13 protein-coding genes are annotated in these 18,841 nt (G+C 73.0%); 7 read left to right on the top strand and 6 right to left on the bottom strand.

Translation table 11 applies throughout. The features are described 5' to 3' along the window. Positions 1 to 437 precede the first annotated feature (437 nt). Entirely contained in the window at positions 438 to 1,157 is a 720-nt protein-coding gene (locus tag J3A75_RS17635; protein WP_012319389.1) for a Crp/Fnr family transcriptional regulator, read from the bottom strand. A gap of 426 nt (positions 1,158 to 1,583) precedes the next feature. On the opposite strand from J3A75_RS17635, the gene rpoN reads away from it, so the two are divergent. The 4 genes from rpoN (at position 1,584) to J3A75_RS17615 (ending at position 7,899) form a co-directional block, all read left to right on the top strand. Continuing rightward, positions 1,584 to 3,158, top strand: a complete 1,575-nt coding sequence (gene rpoN / locus J3A75_RS17630) for an RNA polymerase factor sigma-54 (RefSeq protein WP_043073757.1) — start codon at positions 1,584 to 1,586, stop codon at positions 3,156 to 3,158. 75 nt (positions 3,159 to 3,233) lie between these two features. Then, positions 3,234 to 4,610: a bifunctional UDP-N-acetylglucosamine diphosphorylase/glucosamine-1-phosphate N-acetyltransferase GlmU gene (glmU, locus tag J3A75_RS17625; protein ID WP_029359658.1), complete on the top strand. Its 1,377-nt coding sequence runs from the start codon at positions 3,234 to 3,236 to the stop codon at positions 4,608 to 4,610. Between the two features lie 144 nt (positions 4,611 to 4,754). After that, on the top strand, positions 4,755 to 6,581 hold the full coding sequence (glmS, locus tag J3A75_RS17620; protein WP_012319386.1) for a glutamine--fructose-6-phosphate transaminase (isomerizing): 1,827 nt from the start codon (positions 4,755 to 4,757) through the stop codon (positions 6,579 to 6,581). 166 nt (positions 6,582 to 6,747) lie between these two features. Further along, entirely contained in the window at positions 6,748 to 7,899 is a 1,152-nt protein-coding gene (locus J3A75_RS17615; RefSeq protein ID WP_012319385.1) for a M20 family metallopeptidase, read from the top strand. A gap of 195 nt (positions 7,900 to 8,094) precedes the next feature. On the opposite strand, the gene J3A75_RS17610 is transcribed toward J3A75_RS17615, so the two are convergent. The 5 genes from J3A75_RS17610 to J3A75_RS17590 form a co-directional block, all read right to left on the bottom strand. Next, positions 8,095 to 9,225, bottom strand: coding sequence for a serine hydrolase domain-containing protein (locus tag J3A75_RS17610; protein WP_209650534.1), 1,131 nt, complete (start codon positions 9,223 to 9,225; stop codon positions 8,095 to 8,097). A 141-nt stretch (positions 9,226 to 9,366) separates the two neighbouring features. Further along, entirely contained in the window at positions 9,367 to 10,359 is a 993-nt protein-coding gene (locus J3A75_RS17605) for an FAD:protein FMN transferase (RefSeq protein WP_209650533.1), read from the bottom strand. Beyond that, positions 10,356 to 12,455 (bottom strand): 4Fe-4S binding protein, encoded by a 2,100-nt coding sequence (locus J3A75_RS17600; RefSeq protein WP_070999553.1) that lies wholly within the window; start codon positions 12,453 to 12,455, stop codon positions 10,356 to 10,358. The genes J3A75_RS17605 and J3A75_RS17600 overlap by 4 nt, the downstream gene beginning before the upstream one ends. 392 nt (positions 12,456 to 12,847) lie before the next feature. Beyond that, positions 12,848 to 13,855, bottom strand: a complete 1,008-nt coding sequence (locus tag J3A75_RS17595; protein ID WP_042670208.1) for a YVTN family beta-propeller repeat protein — start codon at positions 13,853 to 13,855, stop codon at positions 12,848 to 12,850. Next, positions 13,852 to 15,087: an ABC transporter substrate-binding protein gene (locus J3A75_RS17590; RefSeq protein WP_012319380.1), complete on the bottom strand. Its 1,236-nt coding sequence runs from the start codon at positions 15,085 to 15,087 to the stop codon at positions 13,852 to 13,854. Before J3A75_RS17590 ends, J3A75_RS17595 begins: the two co-directional genes overlap by 4 nt. A gap of 216 nt (positions 15,088 to 15,303) precedes the next feature. On the opposite strand from J3A75_RS17590, the gene pedF reads away from it, so the two are divergent. The 3 genes from pedF to J3A75_RS17575 all read left to right on the top strand — a co-directional run bounded on the left by pedF (position 15,304) and on the right by J3A75_RS17575 (position 18,720). Further along, the gene (gene pedF, locus J3A75_RS17585; protein ID WP_012319379.1) at positions 15,304 to 15,732 is read left to right on the top strand and encodes a cytochrome c-550 PedF; all 429 of its coding nucleotides are present in this window, start codon (positions 15,304 to 15,306) and stop codon (positions 15,730 to 15,732) included. A gap of 10 nt (positions 15,733 to 15,742) precedes the next feature. Continuing rightward, positions 15,743 to 16,603 carry a substrate-binding periplasmic protein gene (locus J3A75_RS17580; RefSeq protein ID WP_029360933.1) on the top strand — a complete coding sequence of 287 codons (861 nt, stop codon included), beginning with the start codon at positions 15,743 to 15,745 and terminating at the stop codon, positions 16,601 to 16,603. Between the two features lie 347 nt (positions 16,604 to 16,950). Further along, positions 16,951 to 18,720, top strand: coding sequence for a PQQ-dependent methanol/ethanol family dehydrogenase (locus J3A75_RS17575; RefSeq protein ID WP_029360935.1), 1,770 nt, complete (start codon positions 16,951 to 16,953; stop codon positions 18,718 to 18,720). Positions 18,721 to 18,841 lie beyond the last annotated feature (121 nt).

The following is an 18,841-nucleotide window of genomic DNA, read 5'->3' as shown; positions in this document are numbered from 1 at the left end:
GGGCCGCGATCCGGCCGCCCTCGAAAAAAATGTATGAGTGTGGACATAGGCCCCGGTGCGGCGGACGCCGTTCGGAGCGCCGGATCCTCTGCGCGAACGTCCGATCGGGCCGGCATGGTCCGACCCGCAGGCGTCGGCGCGCACGATGCCGCGGCCGCCCGCGCGCACGCTGCTCCTCCCGGCGGGTGCGCGGCGGCCGGCCCCCCGCCCGGCGTGGTCCGCGCCGGTCCGACACCCTGCTCAGGCCCCGACTCCGCTCCGACAGGGGAATGGCGCTCCGATCCCGACGGCGGGGCACGCCGATCGCCGATCGGGAGGGCGACGAGCTGCCCGACCGGGCCGCGGCCGAGCGCCTCGCCCACGACGTCCTGAGCGCGATGCGCCGGCCGCACGTCGACGGCACGCCGCGCGGCCGGCGCCGTGGTGGCCGAAGCGCCCTAGGCCAGCGTGCTCTGAGGGCGCCGCAGCGGGCCGATCAGGCGCTCGTACTCGGCCTCGGCCGGGCCGTAGGTCTGGCCGGCAGCCTCCTCCAGGCGCATGCGGCTCAGGACCCGGATCCGGCCGCGCCGGGCCCGGATCAGGCCGGCGCCCTCGAGGGTGTGGATCGCGACCGTGACCGTCGGCCGGCGTACGCCGAGCATGATCGACAGGAACTCGTGCGTCACCGACAGATCGTCGCCGTCCTGCCGGTCGTGGTACATGAGGAGCCACCGCGCGAGCCGTTCCTCGGCGGGCGCGCCCGCGTTGGCGATCGCGGTCTGGGCAACCTGGATCAGGAAGGTCTGGACGTAGCGCAGCAGCAGGTTGCGCAGCGACGGGCTGGATCGCAGGGCTTCGCGCAGGGCCGACACGGAGATCCGGCGCCCGCGACCGGCAACCTGCATGAAGATCTGGTACGGGATCGTGTCGGTTCCGAGCAGCAGCGCCGGCGCAGCCATGCCGTCGCGTCCGAACAGTCCGATCTCGATGCGGCCGCCCTCGGCCATGGTCGACACCACGGAGCACAGGCCGGTGTCGATGAAGACCGCGTGCGGTATCGTGGCGGCCGGCTCGACGAGCACCTTGCCGAGAGGAAGGTCGATCGCCTCGAGATGAGGCCGGAGCAGCGCGCCATCCGCCTCGGATAGGGCAGCCAGAAGGCGGTTCTGATGCGGCATTCGGCAGACGCGTACGCAGAGATCGACATCCGCGCTCCGGCTCGGGTGCGGGAACCGGGGCGCACCCCCGAGCCATGCTCGGATCAACACGCAATAGCGAGCGGATATTGCATCTAGCGGACGAAGCGTCTGCAACCAGACAAACCAATGCCGGCGATTTTCGGATGTCTTGGCAAACGCGCGCGGACGAATGCGCAAACCTTCCTTTAAGATCTGCCTTCAGACTGCGGGGTGGAAGACCGGGATGTGGCCGACGCGCCACGGGCGCGGCAGCGCTGTGCACTTGCCAACATCCGCGTGCGCGGTCGCGCTTTGACGCGCGGGCCGGATCGGGCTAGAGAAAGCGCAACGGAACAAGCAAGAACCATGCCGTGAGCAGCGTGGCTCCGGCTGGCGAACCGCGCCGGAAGGGCATCGGGGCCTCGCATGAGTTTGGTGCAACGGCTGGAAGTGCGTCAGGGCCAGGCCCTGGTGATGACGCCGCAGCTCCTGCAGGCGATCAAGCTTCTGCAATTGTCGCACCTCGATCTCTCGGCCTACGTCGAGGCCGAGCTGGAGCGCAACCCGCTGCTGGAGCGCGCCGAGCCGGACCTGCCGGCCGCGGGCGATGCCGCCGAATCGGGCGGCCACGCCGACGAGGCGGGGTCGGACGGGTTCGAGGCGGCTGAGCCCGAATCGTGGCTCTCGGTCGACCTCAACCCGAGCCGCGGCGAGATCGAGAGCGACTTCGACACGCGCCTCGACAACGTCTTCCCCGACGAGAGCCCCGTCCAGGCGCGCGAGGCGGGCGGGGGCGACATGCTCTCGCTGACGCCGCCGCCCTACGGCAGCACCGGCGGCAGCTTCGACGCCGAGGCCCCCGACTTCGAGGCGACCCTGACGGCCGAGACCTCGCTGCGCGAGCACCTCGCGGGCCAGCTCGACCTCGCGACCCGGGATCCGGCCGAGCGGCTGATCGGCGGGTTCCTGATCGACGCCGTCGACGAGGCCGGCTACCTGCGCGAGACGGTGGAGGGCGTGGCCGAGCGCCTCGGCGCCGACCCGGCCCTCGTCGGCCGGATGCTGGCGCTGGTCCAGACCTTCGACCCGCCCGGGATCGCGGCCCGCGACCTCGCCGAGTGCCTCGCGATCCAGCTGCGCGAGCGCGACCGGTTCGACCCGGCGATGCAGGCGCTGGTCTCGCGGCTGGACCTCGTGGCCAAGCGGGACTTCGCCGCGCTGCGCCGCCTCTGCGGCGTCGACGACGAGGACCTCGTCGACATGCTGGGCGAGATCCGGCGCCTGGACCCGAAGCCGGGCCGGGCCTTCGGGTCGAGCGCCGTCGAGGTCCTGGTTCCGGACGTGTTCGTGCGCGCCGCGCCGGACGGCTCCTGGCTGGTCGAGCTGAACAGCGAGGCGCTGCCCCGGGTCCTGGTGAACCAGAGCTACTACGCCCGCGTCTCGCGCAACGCCGCCGCGGAGGGCGACAAGGCGTTTCTGTCGGAGGCGCTGCAGAACGCCAACTGGCTGACCCGCTCGCTGGAGCAGCGTGCCCGCACCATCCTGAAGGTCGCCACCGAGATCGTCCGCCAGCAGGACGGTTTCTTCGTCCACGGCGTCACCCACCTGCGGCCGCTGAACCTCAAGACCGTGGCCGAGGCGATCGGCATGCACGAATCGACCGTCTCGCGGGTCACCTCCAACAAGGCCATCGGCACGAGCCGCGGGACCCTGGAGATGAAGTACTTCTTCACCGCGGCGATCCCCGGGGCGGCCGGCGCCGCCGCCCACTCCTCGGAGGCGGTGCGCCACCGCATCAAGCAGCTCGTCGACGGCGAGACGCCGGACGACGTGCTGTCCGACGACGCGCTGGTGCAGAAGCTGCGCGGGGAGGGCGTCGACATCGCCCGGCGCACGGTGGCGAAGTACCGCGAGTCCCTGCGGATCCCGAGCTCGATCGAGCGCCGCCGGGAGCGTTTCGCCCACGGCTCCAGCCAGCACGTCGCCCTGGCGCTGCGCTGATCGCTCCGGACGGGGTTGCGCCGGGCGCCCGTCCGGCCCATCCGTCGTGGCCTTCGATCGACGCCTGGACCTGCGATGACCCCGACCGGAACGCCCTCGCGCAGCCTCACCGCCATCGTGCTCGCGGCCGGGAAGGGCACGCGGATGCGCTCCGACCTGCCGAAGGTGCTGCACCGGATCGCCGGCCGCAGCATGCTCGGCCACGTCCTGGCCGCCGTGCAGGCGGCGGGCGCGGGCCGGATCGCCGTGGTGGCCGAGCCCGGCCGCGACGACGTCGCCGCCGAGATCGCCCGGGCGGCCCCCGGCGCCCGGGTCTTCCCGCAGGCCGAGCGCCTCGGCACCGCCCACGCGGTCCTGGCCGCCCGGGAGATCCTGGCCGACCCGGACGACGACGTGGTGATCGCCTTCGGCGACACGCCGCTCGTCTCGGCCGACACCTTCCTGCGCCTCCGCGCGCCCCTGGCCGACGGCGCCGCGGTGGCCGTGCTGGCCTTCGAGACGGCGACGCCCGCCGGCTACGGACGGGTGCTGACCGAGGGCGACCGCGTGCTCGCCATCCGCGAGGAGAAGGACGCGAGCGCGGCCGAGCGGGCCGTGACCCTGTGCAATGCCGGGCTGATGGCGCTCGCCGGACGGCACGCCCTGGCGCTGCTCGCCCGCATCGGCAACGACAACGCCGCCGGCGAGTACTACCTGCCCGACGCGGTGGCGCTGGCGGTCGCCGACGGGCTTCCCGTCACGGTCGTGCCGGTGGACGAGGCCGAGGCGCAAGGCGTCAACGACCGGGTGCAGCTCAGCGTGGCGGAGGCCGCGATCCAGGCGCAGCTGCGCCGCAGCGCCATGCTGGGCGGCGCGACGCTGATCGCGCCCGAGACGGTGTTCCTCAGCCACGACACGGTGCTGGGGCGCGACGTGATCGTGGAGCCCCACGTGGTGTTCGGCCCCGGCGTGCGGGTCGCGGAGGGCTGCACCGTGCGCGCCTTCGCGCATCTCACCGAGAGCAGCCTGGAGGCGGGCGTGAAGGTCGGGCCGTTCGTGCGGCTGCGCGGCCACGCCGTGCTGGAGGCCGGCGCGGAGCTCGGCAATTTCGTCGAGCTGAAGAACGCCCGGATGGGGGCCGGCGCCAAGGCCGCGCACCTCACCTATCTCGGCGACGCGGAGATCGGCGCCAAGGCCAATATTGGCGCCGGCACGATCACCTGCAATTACGACGGCGTGCTCAAGCACCGGACGACGATCGGCGCGGGCGCGTTCATCGGCTCGAACTCGGCCCTGGTCGCCCCCGTCTCGGTGGGGGAGGGCGCCTACGTCGCCTCGGGCTCTGTGATCACCGACGACGTGCCGGCGGACGCGATGGCGGTGGCCCGGGGCCGGCAGGCGGTGAAGCCGGGCTGGGCCAGGGAGAAGCGGGCGGCGCTGCAGGCCGAGAAGGCGCGGCGCGGGAAGGCGTGAGCGCGAAGGGCCGCGTGACCGGGGCTGGCCCTGCGCCGTCCCGATCCGGTAGAAGTCCCGCTCGGCCCCGCACGGCGCGGGGCGGCCCGGACCTTGCGCAGCGCTGCGCGTAGCCATCCGGGCGCGACAGCGAGAGACACTCCTATGTGCGGCATCGTCGGCATCGTCGGGCGCGACGCGGTGGCGGGGCAGGTGATCGAGGCCCTGCGGCGGCTCGAGTACCGCGGCTACGATTCCGCCGGCATCGCCACCCTGGAGCACGGCCGGCTGGCGCGGCGCCGGGCCTCGGGCAAGCTGGTCAACCTGGAGGCCAAGCTCGCCCAGGAGCCGCTCACCGGCACGATCGGCATCGGCCATACCCGCTGGGCGACCCACGGCCGGCCCAACGAGACCAACGCCCACCCGCACGCCACAGCGCGCCTGGCGGTCGTGCACAACGGCATCATCGAGAATTTCCGCGAGCTCAAGCAGGAGCTGGAGGCCGACGGCGTCGTCTTCGAGACCGAGACCGACACCGAGGTCGTCGCCCAGCTCGTCAGCCGCAACATGGACCGGCAGATGGGGCCGGTCGAGGCGGTCGCCGCCGCCCTGCCGCGGCTGCGCGGCGCCTTCGCGCTGGGCTTCCTCTTCTCCGGCGAGGAGAACCTGCTGATCGGGGCCCGCCACGGGGCGCCGCTGGCGATCGGCTTCGGCGAGGGCGAGACCTACCTGGGCTCCGACGCCCTGGCGCTCGCCCCGTTCACCGACGCGATCACGTATCTCGACGAGGGCGACTGGGCGATCCTGTCCCGGGGCGGCGCGGAGATCCGCGACGCGTCGGGCGCCACGGTCGAGCGCGCCCGGCAGAAGATCGCCACGCAGGCCTACCGGATCGACAAGGGCGAGTACCGCCACTTCATGGCCAAGGAGATCCACGAGCAGCCCGAGGTGGTGGGCCGCACGCTCGCCCACTACGTCGACATGGCGAACGGGCGGGTCATGCTGCCCGAGGCGCTGCCCTTCGACTTCGCCAAGCTCAGCCGCGTCTACATCACCGCCTGCGGCACGGCCTACTATGCGGGCCTCGTGGCCCGCTACTGGTTCGAGCAGGTGGCGCGCCTGCCGGTGGAGATCGACGTCGCCTCCGAGGCCCGCTACCGCGAGGCGCCGCTGGAGAAGGACGGGCTGACGCTGGTGATCTCGCAATCGGGCGAGACCGCCGACACGCTGGCCTCCCTGCGCTACGCGAAGACCCAGGGCCAGCACACGCTGAGCGTCGTCAACGTGCCGACCTCGACCATCGCGCGGGAATCCTCCGTGGTGATGCCGACGCTGGCCGGGCCGGAGATCGGCGTCGCCTCCACCAAGGCGTTCTCGTGCCAGCTCACCGTGCTGCTCTGCCTCGCCATCGCGGCGGGGCGCGCCCGCGGCACGCTCGACGCGGCGGGCGAGCGGCGCCTGGTCGACGGCCTGATCAAGGCGCCGGGCCTGATGGCGGAGGCGCTGACCCACGAGGCGGCGATCGAGGGTCTGGCGCGGGAGGTCGCGAAGGCGCGGGACGTGCTCTATCTCGGCCGCGGCACCAGCTACCCGATGGCGCTGGAAGGCGCGCTGAAGCTCAAGGAGATCAGCTACATCCACGCCGAGGGCTACGCGGCGGGCGAGCTGAAGCACGGGCCGATCGCCCTGATCGACGAGAGCGTGCCGGTGATCGTCATCGCGCCGCACGACGCGGTGTTCGAGAAGACCGTCTCGAACATGCAGGAGGTGGCCGCCCGCGGCGGGCGCATCGTGCTGATCGGCGACGCCAAGGGCGCGGCCGAGCACGGGCTGGACACGCTCGCGACCTTCACCATGCCGGCGCTCGATCCGACGGTGGCGCCGATCGTGTACGCGGTGCCGATCCAGCTGCTCGCCTACCACACGGCGGTGTTCATGGGGAAAGACGTCGACCAGCCGCGCAACCTCGCCAAATCGGTCACGGTCGAGTAGGCGCGGCCGACCAGATCGGCGGATCGTGCGGGCGCGGCGCCGTCCTTGCGAGCGGAGCAACCCAGGGCGGCGCAGCTCTCGCAGTCTGGCGCCGACCGGATCGCTTCACTCCGCTCGCACGGACGTCCGGACCGCACGGTCCCGGCAGCCCGGTATGAGGACCCCGATGACCACACCTGACACCGACGTTCTCCGCTGGCTCGACGGGCAGGAGGGCGCGATGCTGGCGCTCCTCGAGGCGCTGGTGAACATCGATTCCGGCTCCTACGACAAGCCGGGCGTCGACGCGGTCGGCATCCGCATCGCCGAGTTCCTCGCCGGCCACGGCATCCCGGTCACGACGATCCCGGTCGACGGCTACGGCGACGCGCTGAAGGCGAGCGTGGCCGGGTCCGGCGGCGGCAACCGGCCGGTCGTGCTCATGGGCCACCGCGACACCGTCTTCCCGAAGGGGGAGCCGACGCGGCGGCCGTTCCGGGTCGCCGACGGCCGCGCCTACGGGCCGGGCGTCGCCGACATGAAGGCGGGCCTCGTGATGAACGCCTTCGTGCTGGCGGCCTACCACCGGGCCGGCGGCGCGCCGGTGCCCCTCGTCGGCCTGTTCACCAGCGACGAGGAGATCGGCTCGCCGGCCTGCCGCCCGATCATCGAGGAGACCGCCCGGGGCGCCCGCGCGGTGCTGAATTCCGAGCCGGGGCGGCCGACCGGCAACGTCGTCACCGGCCGCAAGGGCGGGGTGTTCATGCACCTCGAGGTGCTCGGCAGGGCTGCCCATTCCGGCGGCAACTACGCCGACGGGCGCAGCGCCATCCTGGAGCTCGCCCACAAGACCGTCGCGCTCCACGCGCTCACCGACCTCGACCGCGGCACCACGGTGAATGTCGGCCTGATCTCCGGCGGCCAGTCGGTGAACACCGTGGCGCCGCGGGTCACCTGCGAGATCGACCTGCGCTACGTGACCCCGCCCGACCGCGAGGCCGCCATGAGCCGGATCGCGGAGATCGTGGCGGGATCGACGGTGCCCGACACCACCGCGCATCTCACCATCAAGGGCGAGTTCCTGCCGCTCGTGCAGGACGAGGCCTCGCGGGCGCTGTTCGAGACCTACGCCCGGGTGAGCGCGGACGGCGGCCATCCCGTCACCGGCGAGTTCGCCGGCGGCTGCGCCGATTCGGGCTTCACCGCCAGCGTCGGCTGCCCCACGCTCTGCGCCGTGGGCCCGGTCGGCGGCAAGGCCCACTCGCCCGAGGAGTACCTGGAGGTGGGAAGCCTCGTGCCGCGGGCGCGCGCGATGGCCGAGACCATCGCGGCGCTCTGACGGCGCAGAGACCGACCATCGCCGGCCCGGCCGCGCCGTAGCGGTCGCCGTCTCCGGGCGGACGCCGCGGCGCCGGACGCGCCTGTCCGTTCGAGGCGCAGGCGGCGGCCGGGATATCGCGGCCGGCCGCCAGATGCGGCCGGTGCTCAGGAGCTTCGTCGATCACGTCCGGGGCCGCTAGCGCCGCCGGCCCGCCTACGGGCGCAGGGCCGCGACGAGGCGCAGCAGGAAGCCGTCGACGGCCGTCTTGTCGATCCAGCGCAGGACCGCGACGAGGTCGTGCTCGGGATCGCACCAGATCACGTTGTTGCCCGCCCCGAGGGCGCTGAAGGCCGAGGCCGGCAGGTGCGGCTTGGCGGCCGCGCCGCGGTTCAGCCACCAGAGGTAGCCGTAGCTGTCGAGGGTCGGGGACGGCGTCAGCATGGCGCGGATCCAGCGCTCCGAGAGGAGCTGCCGCCCGTTCCAGGCGCCTCCGCGGGCGATGAGGAGGCCGAAGCGGGCGTGGTCGTCGGCCCCGATGAACAGGCCGCCGCCCCAGTGGCCGCCGCCGGGGACCGACTGGACCCGCGCGCCGGCGACCGCGACCCAGGCCGTCCCGTAGCCGTGCCACGCCCAGTCGCGGGAGGCGCCGATCGGGTCCATGATCCGCTCGCGGAGCACCTCCGGGAGGGCCCGGCCGAAGCGGCGCATCAGGCAGTACGACAGCAGGTTCACCCGGACGTCGTTGTACTCGTAGTAGGTGCCCGGGCGCCGCAGCGCGCGGGCCTCGCCCTTGCGGCTGTTGTCGGCGCCGGGGCCGATCTGCCGGAAATGGTCGACCTGATCGGACTTGCCGAACAGCGTGCCCTGCCACTCGCTCGATTGCTGCAGGAGGTGGCGCCACGTGATCGCGCCGTTGTGCGGGCCGTCGAGCAGCGGGTCGGGGACGCTGTCCCGCACCGGCGCGTCGACGTCGGGGATCAGGCCGTCGTCGTGGGCGAGGCCGGCCAGGACCGCGAGATAGCTCTTGGCGATCGAGAAGGTCATGTCCGGGCGGGCCGTGTCGCCCCAGGTGGCGACGCGCCGGCCGCGCTTCAGGATCACGCCCGCCGGGCCGCCCCGCGGACGCACCGGCCCGTCGATGGCGCTCCAGGGCCCGGTCTCGTTCCACTCGACGATCCCGACGTAGCGCCCGTCGGGATAGTACAGGCCGCGCGGCCACGCGCTCTCGTGGGCCTCCGCGAAGCCGACCGCCTCCGCGAGCCGCCCGGCATCGAGCCCCGCCGCTTCCGGGTCCTGTCCCGCCCAGTCATCCGTCGGCCAGTACGGCCCGGTCACTTCGGTCACGCGCGTCTCCTGACGGTCCTCTCCGGTGCGGACGCATGCAGGGCCCGCGCCGCGGATCGGACCCTCCGTAGAGCCATCGCCGCCGCGGGGGCAGGGCGCGCGGCGCGGTTCCCCCCGCCCCGCGCGCCCGAGACGGCTGGGTCAGCCCTTCCCGGTGAAGCGCACGGCGCAGCCCGGACGGGCCGCGACGAGATCCGCGCCGCGCGCGGGGCCGAGGACCATGCAGGCGGTCGAGAGCCCGTCGGCGACGAGCCCCGTCGGCGCGGTCACCGTCACCGACGACAGGGCGCGCGGCGACCGGCCGGTCGCCGGATCGAAGATGTGATGGTCCGCGCGGTCGTCCGAGAAGCTCATGTTGTAGTCGCCCGAGGTCGCGGCGAAGCCCGTGAACGGCGCGAGGACGGCGGCGACCTCGCCGGGGTGGCGGGGATCGGCCAGACCGAGGCGCCAGGGCGTGCCGTCCGGATGCGCGCCGGCGGCACCGAACTCGCCGGTATCCACGAAGGCGTCGGCGATGCCGCGCGCCCGGAGCGCCGCCATGACCTGGTCGGCGGCGTAGCCCTGGATCAGGGCGTTCAGCGTCAGGGCCGTCCCGGGCTCCAGGACGATCCGGTCCGTCGCGACCCGCACGCGCCGCCAGCCGACCCGCGCCAAGGCCGCCCGCAGGGCCTCCGCCCCGGGGCGCTCGCCGCGGGCGGCCGCGCCGGCCCAGACCGGCCAGAGCGGCTGGACGGTCGGGTCGAAGGCGCCGCCGGTCTCGGCCGCGAGGGCGAGCGCGAAGCGCAGCAGGGCGACGAGGTGCGGGTCGGGCGCTTCCAGGGACCCGTCCCGGTTGAGACGGGCCAGGGCGCTGTCGGCCCGGAACAGGCTGGCGGCCGCCTCCACGGCGCGCATCGCCGCGAACCCGTCGCCGAGGGCCGCCTCGATCGCCGACGGGTCGGGTCCCGCGGCGGTGAGCGCCACGGTGGTGCCGAAGGCGAGGCCGGCGCGGGTGCGCAGCGCCAGCCCCCGCGACGCCGCGGCGGCGCGGAGCGCCGCGACGCCGCCGAGCGCGGCCAGCCCCGCGGCACCGACGAGGAGCCGGCGCCGGGCCGGCGCGAAGCGGGCCGGCGCGAAGCGGACCGGCGCGCTCATCCGACGGTCACCGGCCGGGGCGCGGCGCGGCGGCCCCGCTTGCGCGCCACCACCTGCGGCACGCACTGCCCGGGATCGTGGATGATCGTCACGCACTCCATGCACTGGAAGCACTCGGCGTAGTCGACCCGGCCGGAGGGCGCGATGGCGCCGTAGCGGCAGCGGACCTTGCAGAGCTGGCAGGGCGAGCCGCACTCCGCCCGGCGCGGGATCCAGTCGAGGACGCGGACCCGCCCGAGGAGGGCGAGGGCGGCGCCGAGCGGGCACAGGTAGCGGCAGAAGCCCTTGTAGACGAAGAGGTTGAGCACCAGCAGCCCCGCCGCGTAGGCGACGAACGGCCACGCCCGGACGAAGTACAGGGTGACGGCGGTCTTGAACGGCTCGACCTCTGAGAACGTGTCGGCGAGGGGCGACCCCGCCGCGGCCGCGCCGAGGATGCCGGCCAGCACGACGTATTTCAGCGACCGCAGCGCCCGGTCGAGGCCGGGCGGCACCGCGACCGGGCGGATGCGCAGCGGCCGGGCGAGCAGCGCCACGAGTTCCTGCAGCGCGCCGAAGGGGCAGAGCCAGCCGCAGAACGTGCCGCGCCCCCAGGCGACCAGGGCGGCCAGCGCGAAGGCCCAGAGCACCAGCGAGGGCGGGTCGTAGAGCAGGAAGGCGAGGTCGTGGGTCGCGGTGGCGGCCCGCACGAGCCCGACGAGGGTCACGATCGACAGCTGCGCCTGCGCGTACCAGCCGACGAAGCCGAGGGTCAGCGCCAGGAAGCCGAGGCGGAAGAGGGTGAAGCGGCGCTGGTCCGCCACCAGCCCGCGCTGGCGGCTCAGGACCGGCACCAGCACGGCGAGCATCAGGCCGATCAGCGCGAGTTCGGGCGCCCGGGCCCGCCAGGGGTCGGTCCAGCTCGGCCCTTCATCGGGCCGGACCCGCGTGAACAGGTCGGCGGGCAGGGCGGTCTCGACCGTGAAGGTCCGGGCGATCTTCTCGGACAGGATCTGGCCGCGCTCGCGGACGATCGTCTCGGTCAGCGCCCAGGGCGCGGACGGGTCGAAGCCGGCGGCCTGGTCGATCCGCAGGACCGTCCAGGGGCCGGACGGCAGCCCCTCGGCGAGGCCGGCCTCGCGGCGCTCCACCGCCATGTCGCGCGCGTTCACGATCAGGCCGCCCTGGCCGATCGCCAGCCGGTCGGGGACGGCGCCCAGCACGAACCGGTCGCCGACCGGGTTCTCGGGCGCGTCCTCCGGCCCGGCGCTGACCACCATCACGGCGTGGTTGCCGGGGCCGAGCTCGCGCATCAGCGCGTCGTAGCGCGACGGACCCAGAAGGTTGCGGCCGATCGAGGGCGGGTCCAGGACGGCGACGTACAGGTCGGTCAAGGCGGCATCGGGCGGCCCCTCGGACGGGTCCGCCACGCCGGTGCCCCGGAAGGCCGCGGCGGCGTCCGCGTTCGTCACCGTCAGCCGCCGGACCCAGCCGCGCGCGAGAAGGTCGGCCAGGGACAGGGGCTCGTAGCGGTCCGGCCGGGCCTCGACCTTGAGGCCGACATTGGCCGCCCCGAAGCCGAGCTTCGCGCGGGCGACCGCCAGCGCCGAGGCCAGGATCGACTGGTTGATCACCCGGGTCGAGGCGGTGGCCATGGAGATGCCGTCGACGGTGGTCTGGGGCGCTGCGCCGGCGGCCCGCGCGTTCGGGCGCCCGACCCGGATCGCCTGCCGGGCCGAGAGGCCGGCATACTGCTCGACGAAGGCGAAGAGCGGCTCCGGGCCGAGGCCCTCCAGGAAGACCGGCTCGTGGTGCGAGAGCACCGTCACGTCCCGGAAGGTGCCGTCCGGGGCGAGCGCGATCAGCAGGTCGGGCGGCGTGCCGCCGAAGCCGGGGATCGGCGCGAGGTCGACGGATTCGAACGCGTAGGCGAAGACCTCGTAGGAGCCCGCCTGCTGCTTCAGGATCGGCCAGACCGGGAGCCTGTCGTCCTTCTCGCCGACCACCAGCGGGGGCGGGAAGTGGCGTTCGACGCCCGCGCGATCGAGCTGGCCGGCCCGGGCCGGAAGGGTCGGCAGGAGCAGGGCGAGAAGGAGGAGCGCGGCTCGAAGGAGCATATCCGCGCCTCGAGCCACTGCGGTTCGGGACGCGAGCGGGCGCGGAGACGCCACGCTCCGCAACGACTGGGCCTTCTCCCTGTCTCCGCCCCTGGCCGCGTCGGTCACCCATAGGGGTCGCGCACCGACGCCGGCGGCAGTGCGCGACGGGCCCCCTCTCCCGTGCCGGAGAGGGTCGGGGTGAGGGACGAGGAGTTTCAGGATGGAGCACGGTCTCGACCCGCGGTCGCCTCGCGCCTCGTCCGGACGGCCCTGATCCCTCACCCTGTCCCTCTCCCGCACGGGAGAGGGGACCCGAGTGTCCTTCGGCGCCGCTGTGGCCCAGCCCCCAGTGTGAATCCGGAAGCCTCCAGCGAGGGAGGCGGATGCCTGGGTCCGCGTCGGCCAGACTGTCACGGCACCGCACCGGCGGCGCGTCCGTCCGTCGCCTGCGCCGAAGGCATCGGCCGCGCCGCCGCACCCCAGGGGAAGCGGCCGACCTTCACGGTCTTGATCGGCCGGAACGTCGCGGCGTCGATCACCGTTACGTCGCCGGAGACGCCGTTGGTGGTGAAGAGCCGCGTGCCCGCCGCGTTGAGCGCGAGCTGCCACACCCGGCGGCCGACCAGGATGTAGCTCTCGACCCGGTAGGTCGCGGTATCCACCACGGCGACCCGGTCGGACGGCCCCAGCGCCACGAAGGCGTGGCGCCCGTCCTTCGACATCTGGATGCCCACCGGCTGGATCCGGTCGGCCGCGATCCCCTTCACGGCGAACGCGATCGTCTCGATCACCTTGCGGGTGGCGACGTCGATCACCGACACGGTGCCGCCGATCTCCGAGGACGCCCAGAGCCGGGACCCGTCGGCCGTGAAGGCGGCGAAGCGCGGCCGCTGCCCGACCGGCGTCGCGTCCACGGCCGCGAGCGTCCGCGTGTCGATCCAGTGGACCATGTTGGTGGTCTCGGAGGTCGTGACGGCCGTGCGCCCGTCCGGGCTCACCGCGACACCCTCCGGCTCGATGCCGACGTCGATCTGCGCCAGCACCTTGCGGGTCTGCGCGTCGACCACCGTGGTGGTGGCGTTCTCCTCGTTGGCGATGAACAGGGTGCGCCCGTCGGGCGCCAGGGCGAACTGCTCCGGGTCCTCGCCCGAGGGCAGGTTGTGCCGGACCTGCCCGGTCTCCGGGTCGATCACCTGCACGGCGTCGGAATCGCTGGCGCAGACGTAGAGGGACCGCCCGTCCTGCGAGAAGGTCAGGCCGCGGGGCCGACGGCCAACCGGGAAGGTGCGCAGCACCTCCAGGCTGTCGCCGTCGATCACCGAGACGGTGTTGTCGCGCTCGTTCGAGACGTAGATCTCCTCGGCCCGCGCGGGGCCCGCGAGGCAGAGGAGCAGCGCGAGGGCGGCGAGCCGGCTCATCCCGATGTCCCTGAGAAGGCGCGGCAGGCACTCTCGGGCTCGTCGAGGCCGAGCGTGTCGAGTTCCGTGCGGTGGTGGAGGAAGCCCTCGATCGGCGCCGTCGCGGTGACGGCCCCCGGCCAGAGCAGGAAGACCGGCTGGCGCAGCTGCCCGTCCCAGGCGCGGAAGCTCAGGGGGCGCCCCTTGAAGCCGCCGATCTCGAAGCCGGGCGCCGTCAGCGCGGCGCGGACCGTCGCGGGGTCGGTGCTGCGCGCCTTCACGGCCGCCTCGCCGACGGCGTGCACCGCCATCCAGCCGGCCCAGTCGACGGGCCGCATGGCGCGGCCGGCGAGCTTGCGGAACCGGCCCTGGAGCTGGACGGCGGCCCAGGCCTCCACGGCCCGCCCCCAGGCGGCCGGCGCGAGGCCCTGCGTGCCGACCAGGGGCCGGGGCGAGGCGGTGTTGTAGTTGAGGCTCGCGCCGAACGCGCCGGCCTCGTCGGCCACCGCGACCACGTCGTGCTCGGGCCCGCGGGTCGGCAGGGCGAACTCGCGCAGGGCCGTGTCGCGGACGTCGCCGCCCTGCGGGTCGTAGCGCGACTCGGCGACGATCCGCGCGCCGAACTTCCTGGCGCTGCGCCGCAGCGCCTCGGCGAAGAGCGCGTCCTCCGGCGCGGGACCGGTCACCAGCAGGATCCGGGACCAGCGCTTGAACGCCAGGAACTGCACCAGCGCGTCGGCCAGCATGGCCCGGGACGGCAGGACGTGGAGCAGGTTCCGGCGGCAATCGGCGTCGCGCAGGCGCGTGTCCGGGGCGCCGATGTTGAGGATCACGCTGCCCTTCGCCTCCGGCAGGTCGGCGAGGGCGAGGACGTCGGCGGCGGGCGCGTTGAGCACCACGAAGCGGCGGTCGGCGAGGTCCCGGAAGGCCTGGCGGATGTCGTCGCCCGGTTCGACGACCGCGGTGCCGAGGGCGAAGCCGAGGCCGAGGAAGCGGCCGGTGGCGTTGGAATCCCTCAGGCCGAGTTCCGCGCCCTTCGCGCCCTCGTCGTCGGGGACCGGGTCCTCGTTGTTCAGCGGCGCCGGCCGCTCGACCCGCCGCTCCAGGTAGTGAATCGTCAGGGGCGGCCCCGCCGGCGCGGGCGCGGCCCGCGCCTGGGCGACCGGCGCCAGGGCCGCCAGCACGACGGCGAGCCGCAGGCCGGCCCATGGCCCGCCGCGCATCCCGGGCCGCCGCGCACCGGAGGACACCATCCCGCCCGTCTCCTCCAGACCCGCGGTTCTCGTCGTTGGCCGGGAGTCTAGGAGCCGAGTTGCGCCCTCGGATATTGGACCAAGGTGCACACACGGATTTTGATGCGGCGCAACACAAGTCGTGGGCGGCGCTATTCTCGCGGATCCGTACCAAAGCATAATGGGTCCGCCGCCCGGTACTTGCTAACCGTCGTGCAACGACGACGGGAGGGGCGGATGCGCACGATGAAGACGGCGGCGGGCGGCGTGCTCGCGGCGCTTGGATTGGCCCTGGCCGCCGGCGGCGCCCTCGGGCACGGCGATGTCCAGCCCCAGCCGGTCAACACCGACGGCCTGAAGCCGCTGGGCACCGAGTGGGTCGCCGAGAACCCCTACAAGGGCGACAAGCACGCCATCGCGATCGGCGCCTCGGGCTTCAACCAGAACTGCGCCCGCTGCCACGGCCTGGAGATGATCTCCGGCGGCCTCGCCCCGGACCTGCGCTACCTGCCGCAGGGCAAGGAGGGCGACGAGTACTTCGTCGAGCGCATGAAGCACGGCGCGGTCATCAACGGCGTGACCAAGATGCCGGCCTTCGAGGGTGTGATCTCGCAGGAGGGCCTGTGGGCGATCCGGAGCTACATCGAGTCGAAGCATGAGGAATAGGCCCCCCGCGATGGGCCGGCGCCCCCTCCTGCTCGGGCTCTGCGGCCTGCTCCTGGCGGCGCCGCTCCCGCCGGCGGCCGCGGCGCGCCCCCTCGACCAGGTCACGACCGACGGGACGCTGCGGGTGGCGGTCTACGGCGACAACGCGCCGTTCTCCGAGGAAGCGGCGGGCAAGCCCCGCGGGATCGACGTCGATCTCGCCCGCGCGATCGCCGAGACGCTCAAGGTGAAGCTCGACCTGCGCGTGGTCGATGCCGGCGAGAACGTCGACGGCGACCTGCGGCTGAACCTGTGGCGCGGCGACCTCGCCGGCACGCCGCTCGCCGACCTGATGCTGCACGTGCCCACCGACCGCCAGCTCGCCCTGCGCAACGAGCAAGTGTTCTTCACGGCGCCGTATTTCGAGCAGGAGATTGCCTTCGCCTACCGGAAGGGCGCGCTGGAAGGCTTCGACAGCCTCGACGACATCGGCGACAGGAGCGTCGCGCTGGAGGGGACGGGCGCCGCCGACCTGATGCTGCTGACCGCCCAGGGCGGCCGCTTCCGCCCGAACCTGAAGCACTACAAGAGCTTCGAGGAGGCCGCGAAGGCCTACCTCGCCGGCGAGGCGCCGATCCTGGCCGGAACCCGCGCGGCGATCGAGGCGGCCCTGTCCGCCGCGAAGGCCCCCAAGGACGACAACCCCGTCGCCACGGTCCCCTCGACGGGGCTGGTGAAGACCCGCTGGGAGATCGGCGGCGCGGTGCGGACCGATTCCCGCGACCTCGCCTACGCGGTCGGGGACGCGATCACGGCGCTGAACGCGGACGGTCGCCTCAAGGCGATCTGCGAGACCTACGGCGTCACCTACACGCCGCCGAAAGGGTACTGAACGCCTCCGTCTCGGCGAGCGGAGCGAAGCGATCCAGACAGCGCGCCGTCTCGGGATGGTGCGCCGCCCTGGGTCGCCTCGCTGCGCGCGCGATGACGGCAAGGGCGAACATCAGATTTCCCGAACGGGATGTCCGGCAGATCCGCGCCAATTCGGGCGTCGATCTCGCCGAATACATTGCATCCGCCAGTCCGCAGAACGGCCTCATTGGACCAATGGCCAATAAGACTTTTCTGAGAACAGCGATAGCCTCGATCTCCAAGGGGGCGCCCCGCGACTCGTGCGGCCCGCGTCGAAACCCGGATGCCCCGGCCACACGGACCGGGGCCGACCACGGAGGACACGTCATGAGAATGCGGACCCGGTTCCTCGCCGCGGTGGGCGTCGCCGCCCTCGTGGCGGGCGGCGCCCTGCCGGCCATGGCCCAGGGGGTGACCGAGCAGGACATCATCAACGACGCCAAGACCCCCGGCGACGTCGTCACCTACGGGCTCGGGCCGCAGGCCCAGCGCTTCAGCCCGCTGAAGACCCTCAACCGCGACAACATCAAGGGCCTCGTCCCGGCGTGGTCGTTCTCGTTCGGCGGCGAGAAGCAGCGCGGCCAGGAGAGCCAGGCGCTGGTCAAGGACGGCATCATCTACGTCACGGGCTCGTACTCGCGCATGTACGCGATCGATTCCCGCACCGGCGAGAAGAAGTGGGAGTACGATGCCCGCCTGCCGGAGGGGATCCTGCCCTGCTGCGACGTGGTGAACCGCGGCGCCGCGCTCTACAAGGACAACGTCTACTTCGGCACGCTCGACGCCAAGCTGGTCGCGCTGAACACCAAGACCGGCAAGGTGGTCTGGCGGAAGGAGATCGACGACTTCAAGGCCGGCTACAGCTACACGGCCGCCCCGATCATCGTGAAGGGCAAGATCATCACCGGCGTGTCGGGCGGCGAGTTCGGCGTGATCGGGCGCATCGAGGCCCGCGACGCCGAGACCGGCGAGGTGGTGTGGAAGCGGCCCGTGATCGAGGGCCACATGGGCGAGCTCAACGGCAAGCCCTCGACCATGACCGGCAAGGTCAACGAGACCTGGCCGGGCGACATGTGGAAGTTCGGCGGCGGCGCCACCTGGCTCGGCGGCACCTACGACCCCGAGACCAACCTCGTCTATTTCGGCACCGGCAACCCGGGCCCGTGGAACTCCTGGCTGCGGCCGGGCGACAACAAGTGGACGTCCTCGCGCCTCGCCCTCAACCCCGACAACGGCGAGATCGTCTGGGGCTTCCAGACCACCCCGCACGACGGCTGGGACTTCGACGGCGTCAACGAGTTCGTGCCGTTCGACCTGAACAAGGGCGGCAAGACCATCAAGGCCGGCGCCACCGCCGACCGCAACGGCTTCTTCTACGTCCTAGACCGGACCAACGGGAAGTTCATCTCGGCGACGCCGTTCGTCGAGAAGATCAACTGGGCCAAGGGCATCGACGAGAACGGCCGCCCGATCTACAACGAGGAGAACCGGCCCGGCGACCCGAGCAAGGCGACCGGCGACGACAAGAAGGGCAAGTCGGTCTTCGCGGTGCCGAGCTTCCTCGGCGGCAAGAACTGGATGCCGATCGGCTACAGCCCCGACACCAAGCTGTTCTACGTGCCCTCCAACGAGTGGGGCATGGATATCTGGAACGAGCCGGTGAACTACAAGAAGGGCGCCGCCTATCTCGGCGCCGGCTTCACCATCAAGCCGGTCTTCGACGACCATATCGGCTCGCTCAAGGCGATCGACCCGACCTCCGGCAAGGTCGTGTGGGAGTACAAGAACAAGGCCCCGCTCTGGGCCGGCGTGCTGACCACCGCGGGCAACCTCGTCTTCACCGGCACCCCGGAGGGCTTCCTGAAGGCCTTCGACGCCAAGACCGGCGAGGAGGTCTGGAAGTTCCAGGTCGGCACCGGCGTGGTCTCCTCGCCGATCACCTGGGAGCAGGACGGCGAGCAGTGGGTCGGCGTCGCGGCGGGCTGGGGCGGCGCGGTGCCGCTCTGGGGCGGCGAGGTCGCCAAGTCCACCGCCGGCATCAACCAGGGCGGCAGCTTCTGGGCGTTCAAGCTGCCGAAGACGGTGGCGTCGCGCTGAAGGCCCTCAACCGAAAGCGTGCCGGCCCCCGCGGGCCGGCACGCCCAGGCTCCGGGGCAGGGCGGTCGTCTCAACACCCGCTTGCGCCCCGGGGCCGCATCGATCACCTTCGGCCCTCCCG

Source organism: Methylobacterium sp. PvP105 (assembly GCF_017876975.1).
Taxonomy (GTDB): Bacteria; Pseudomonadota; Alphaproteobacteria; order Rhizobiales; family Beijerinckiaceae; genus Methylobacterium; species Methylobacterium radiotolerans.
This window is presented reverse-complemented; position numbering and strand designations above follow the sequence as displayed.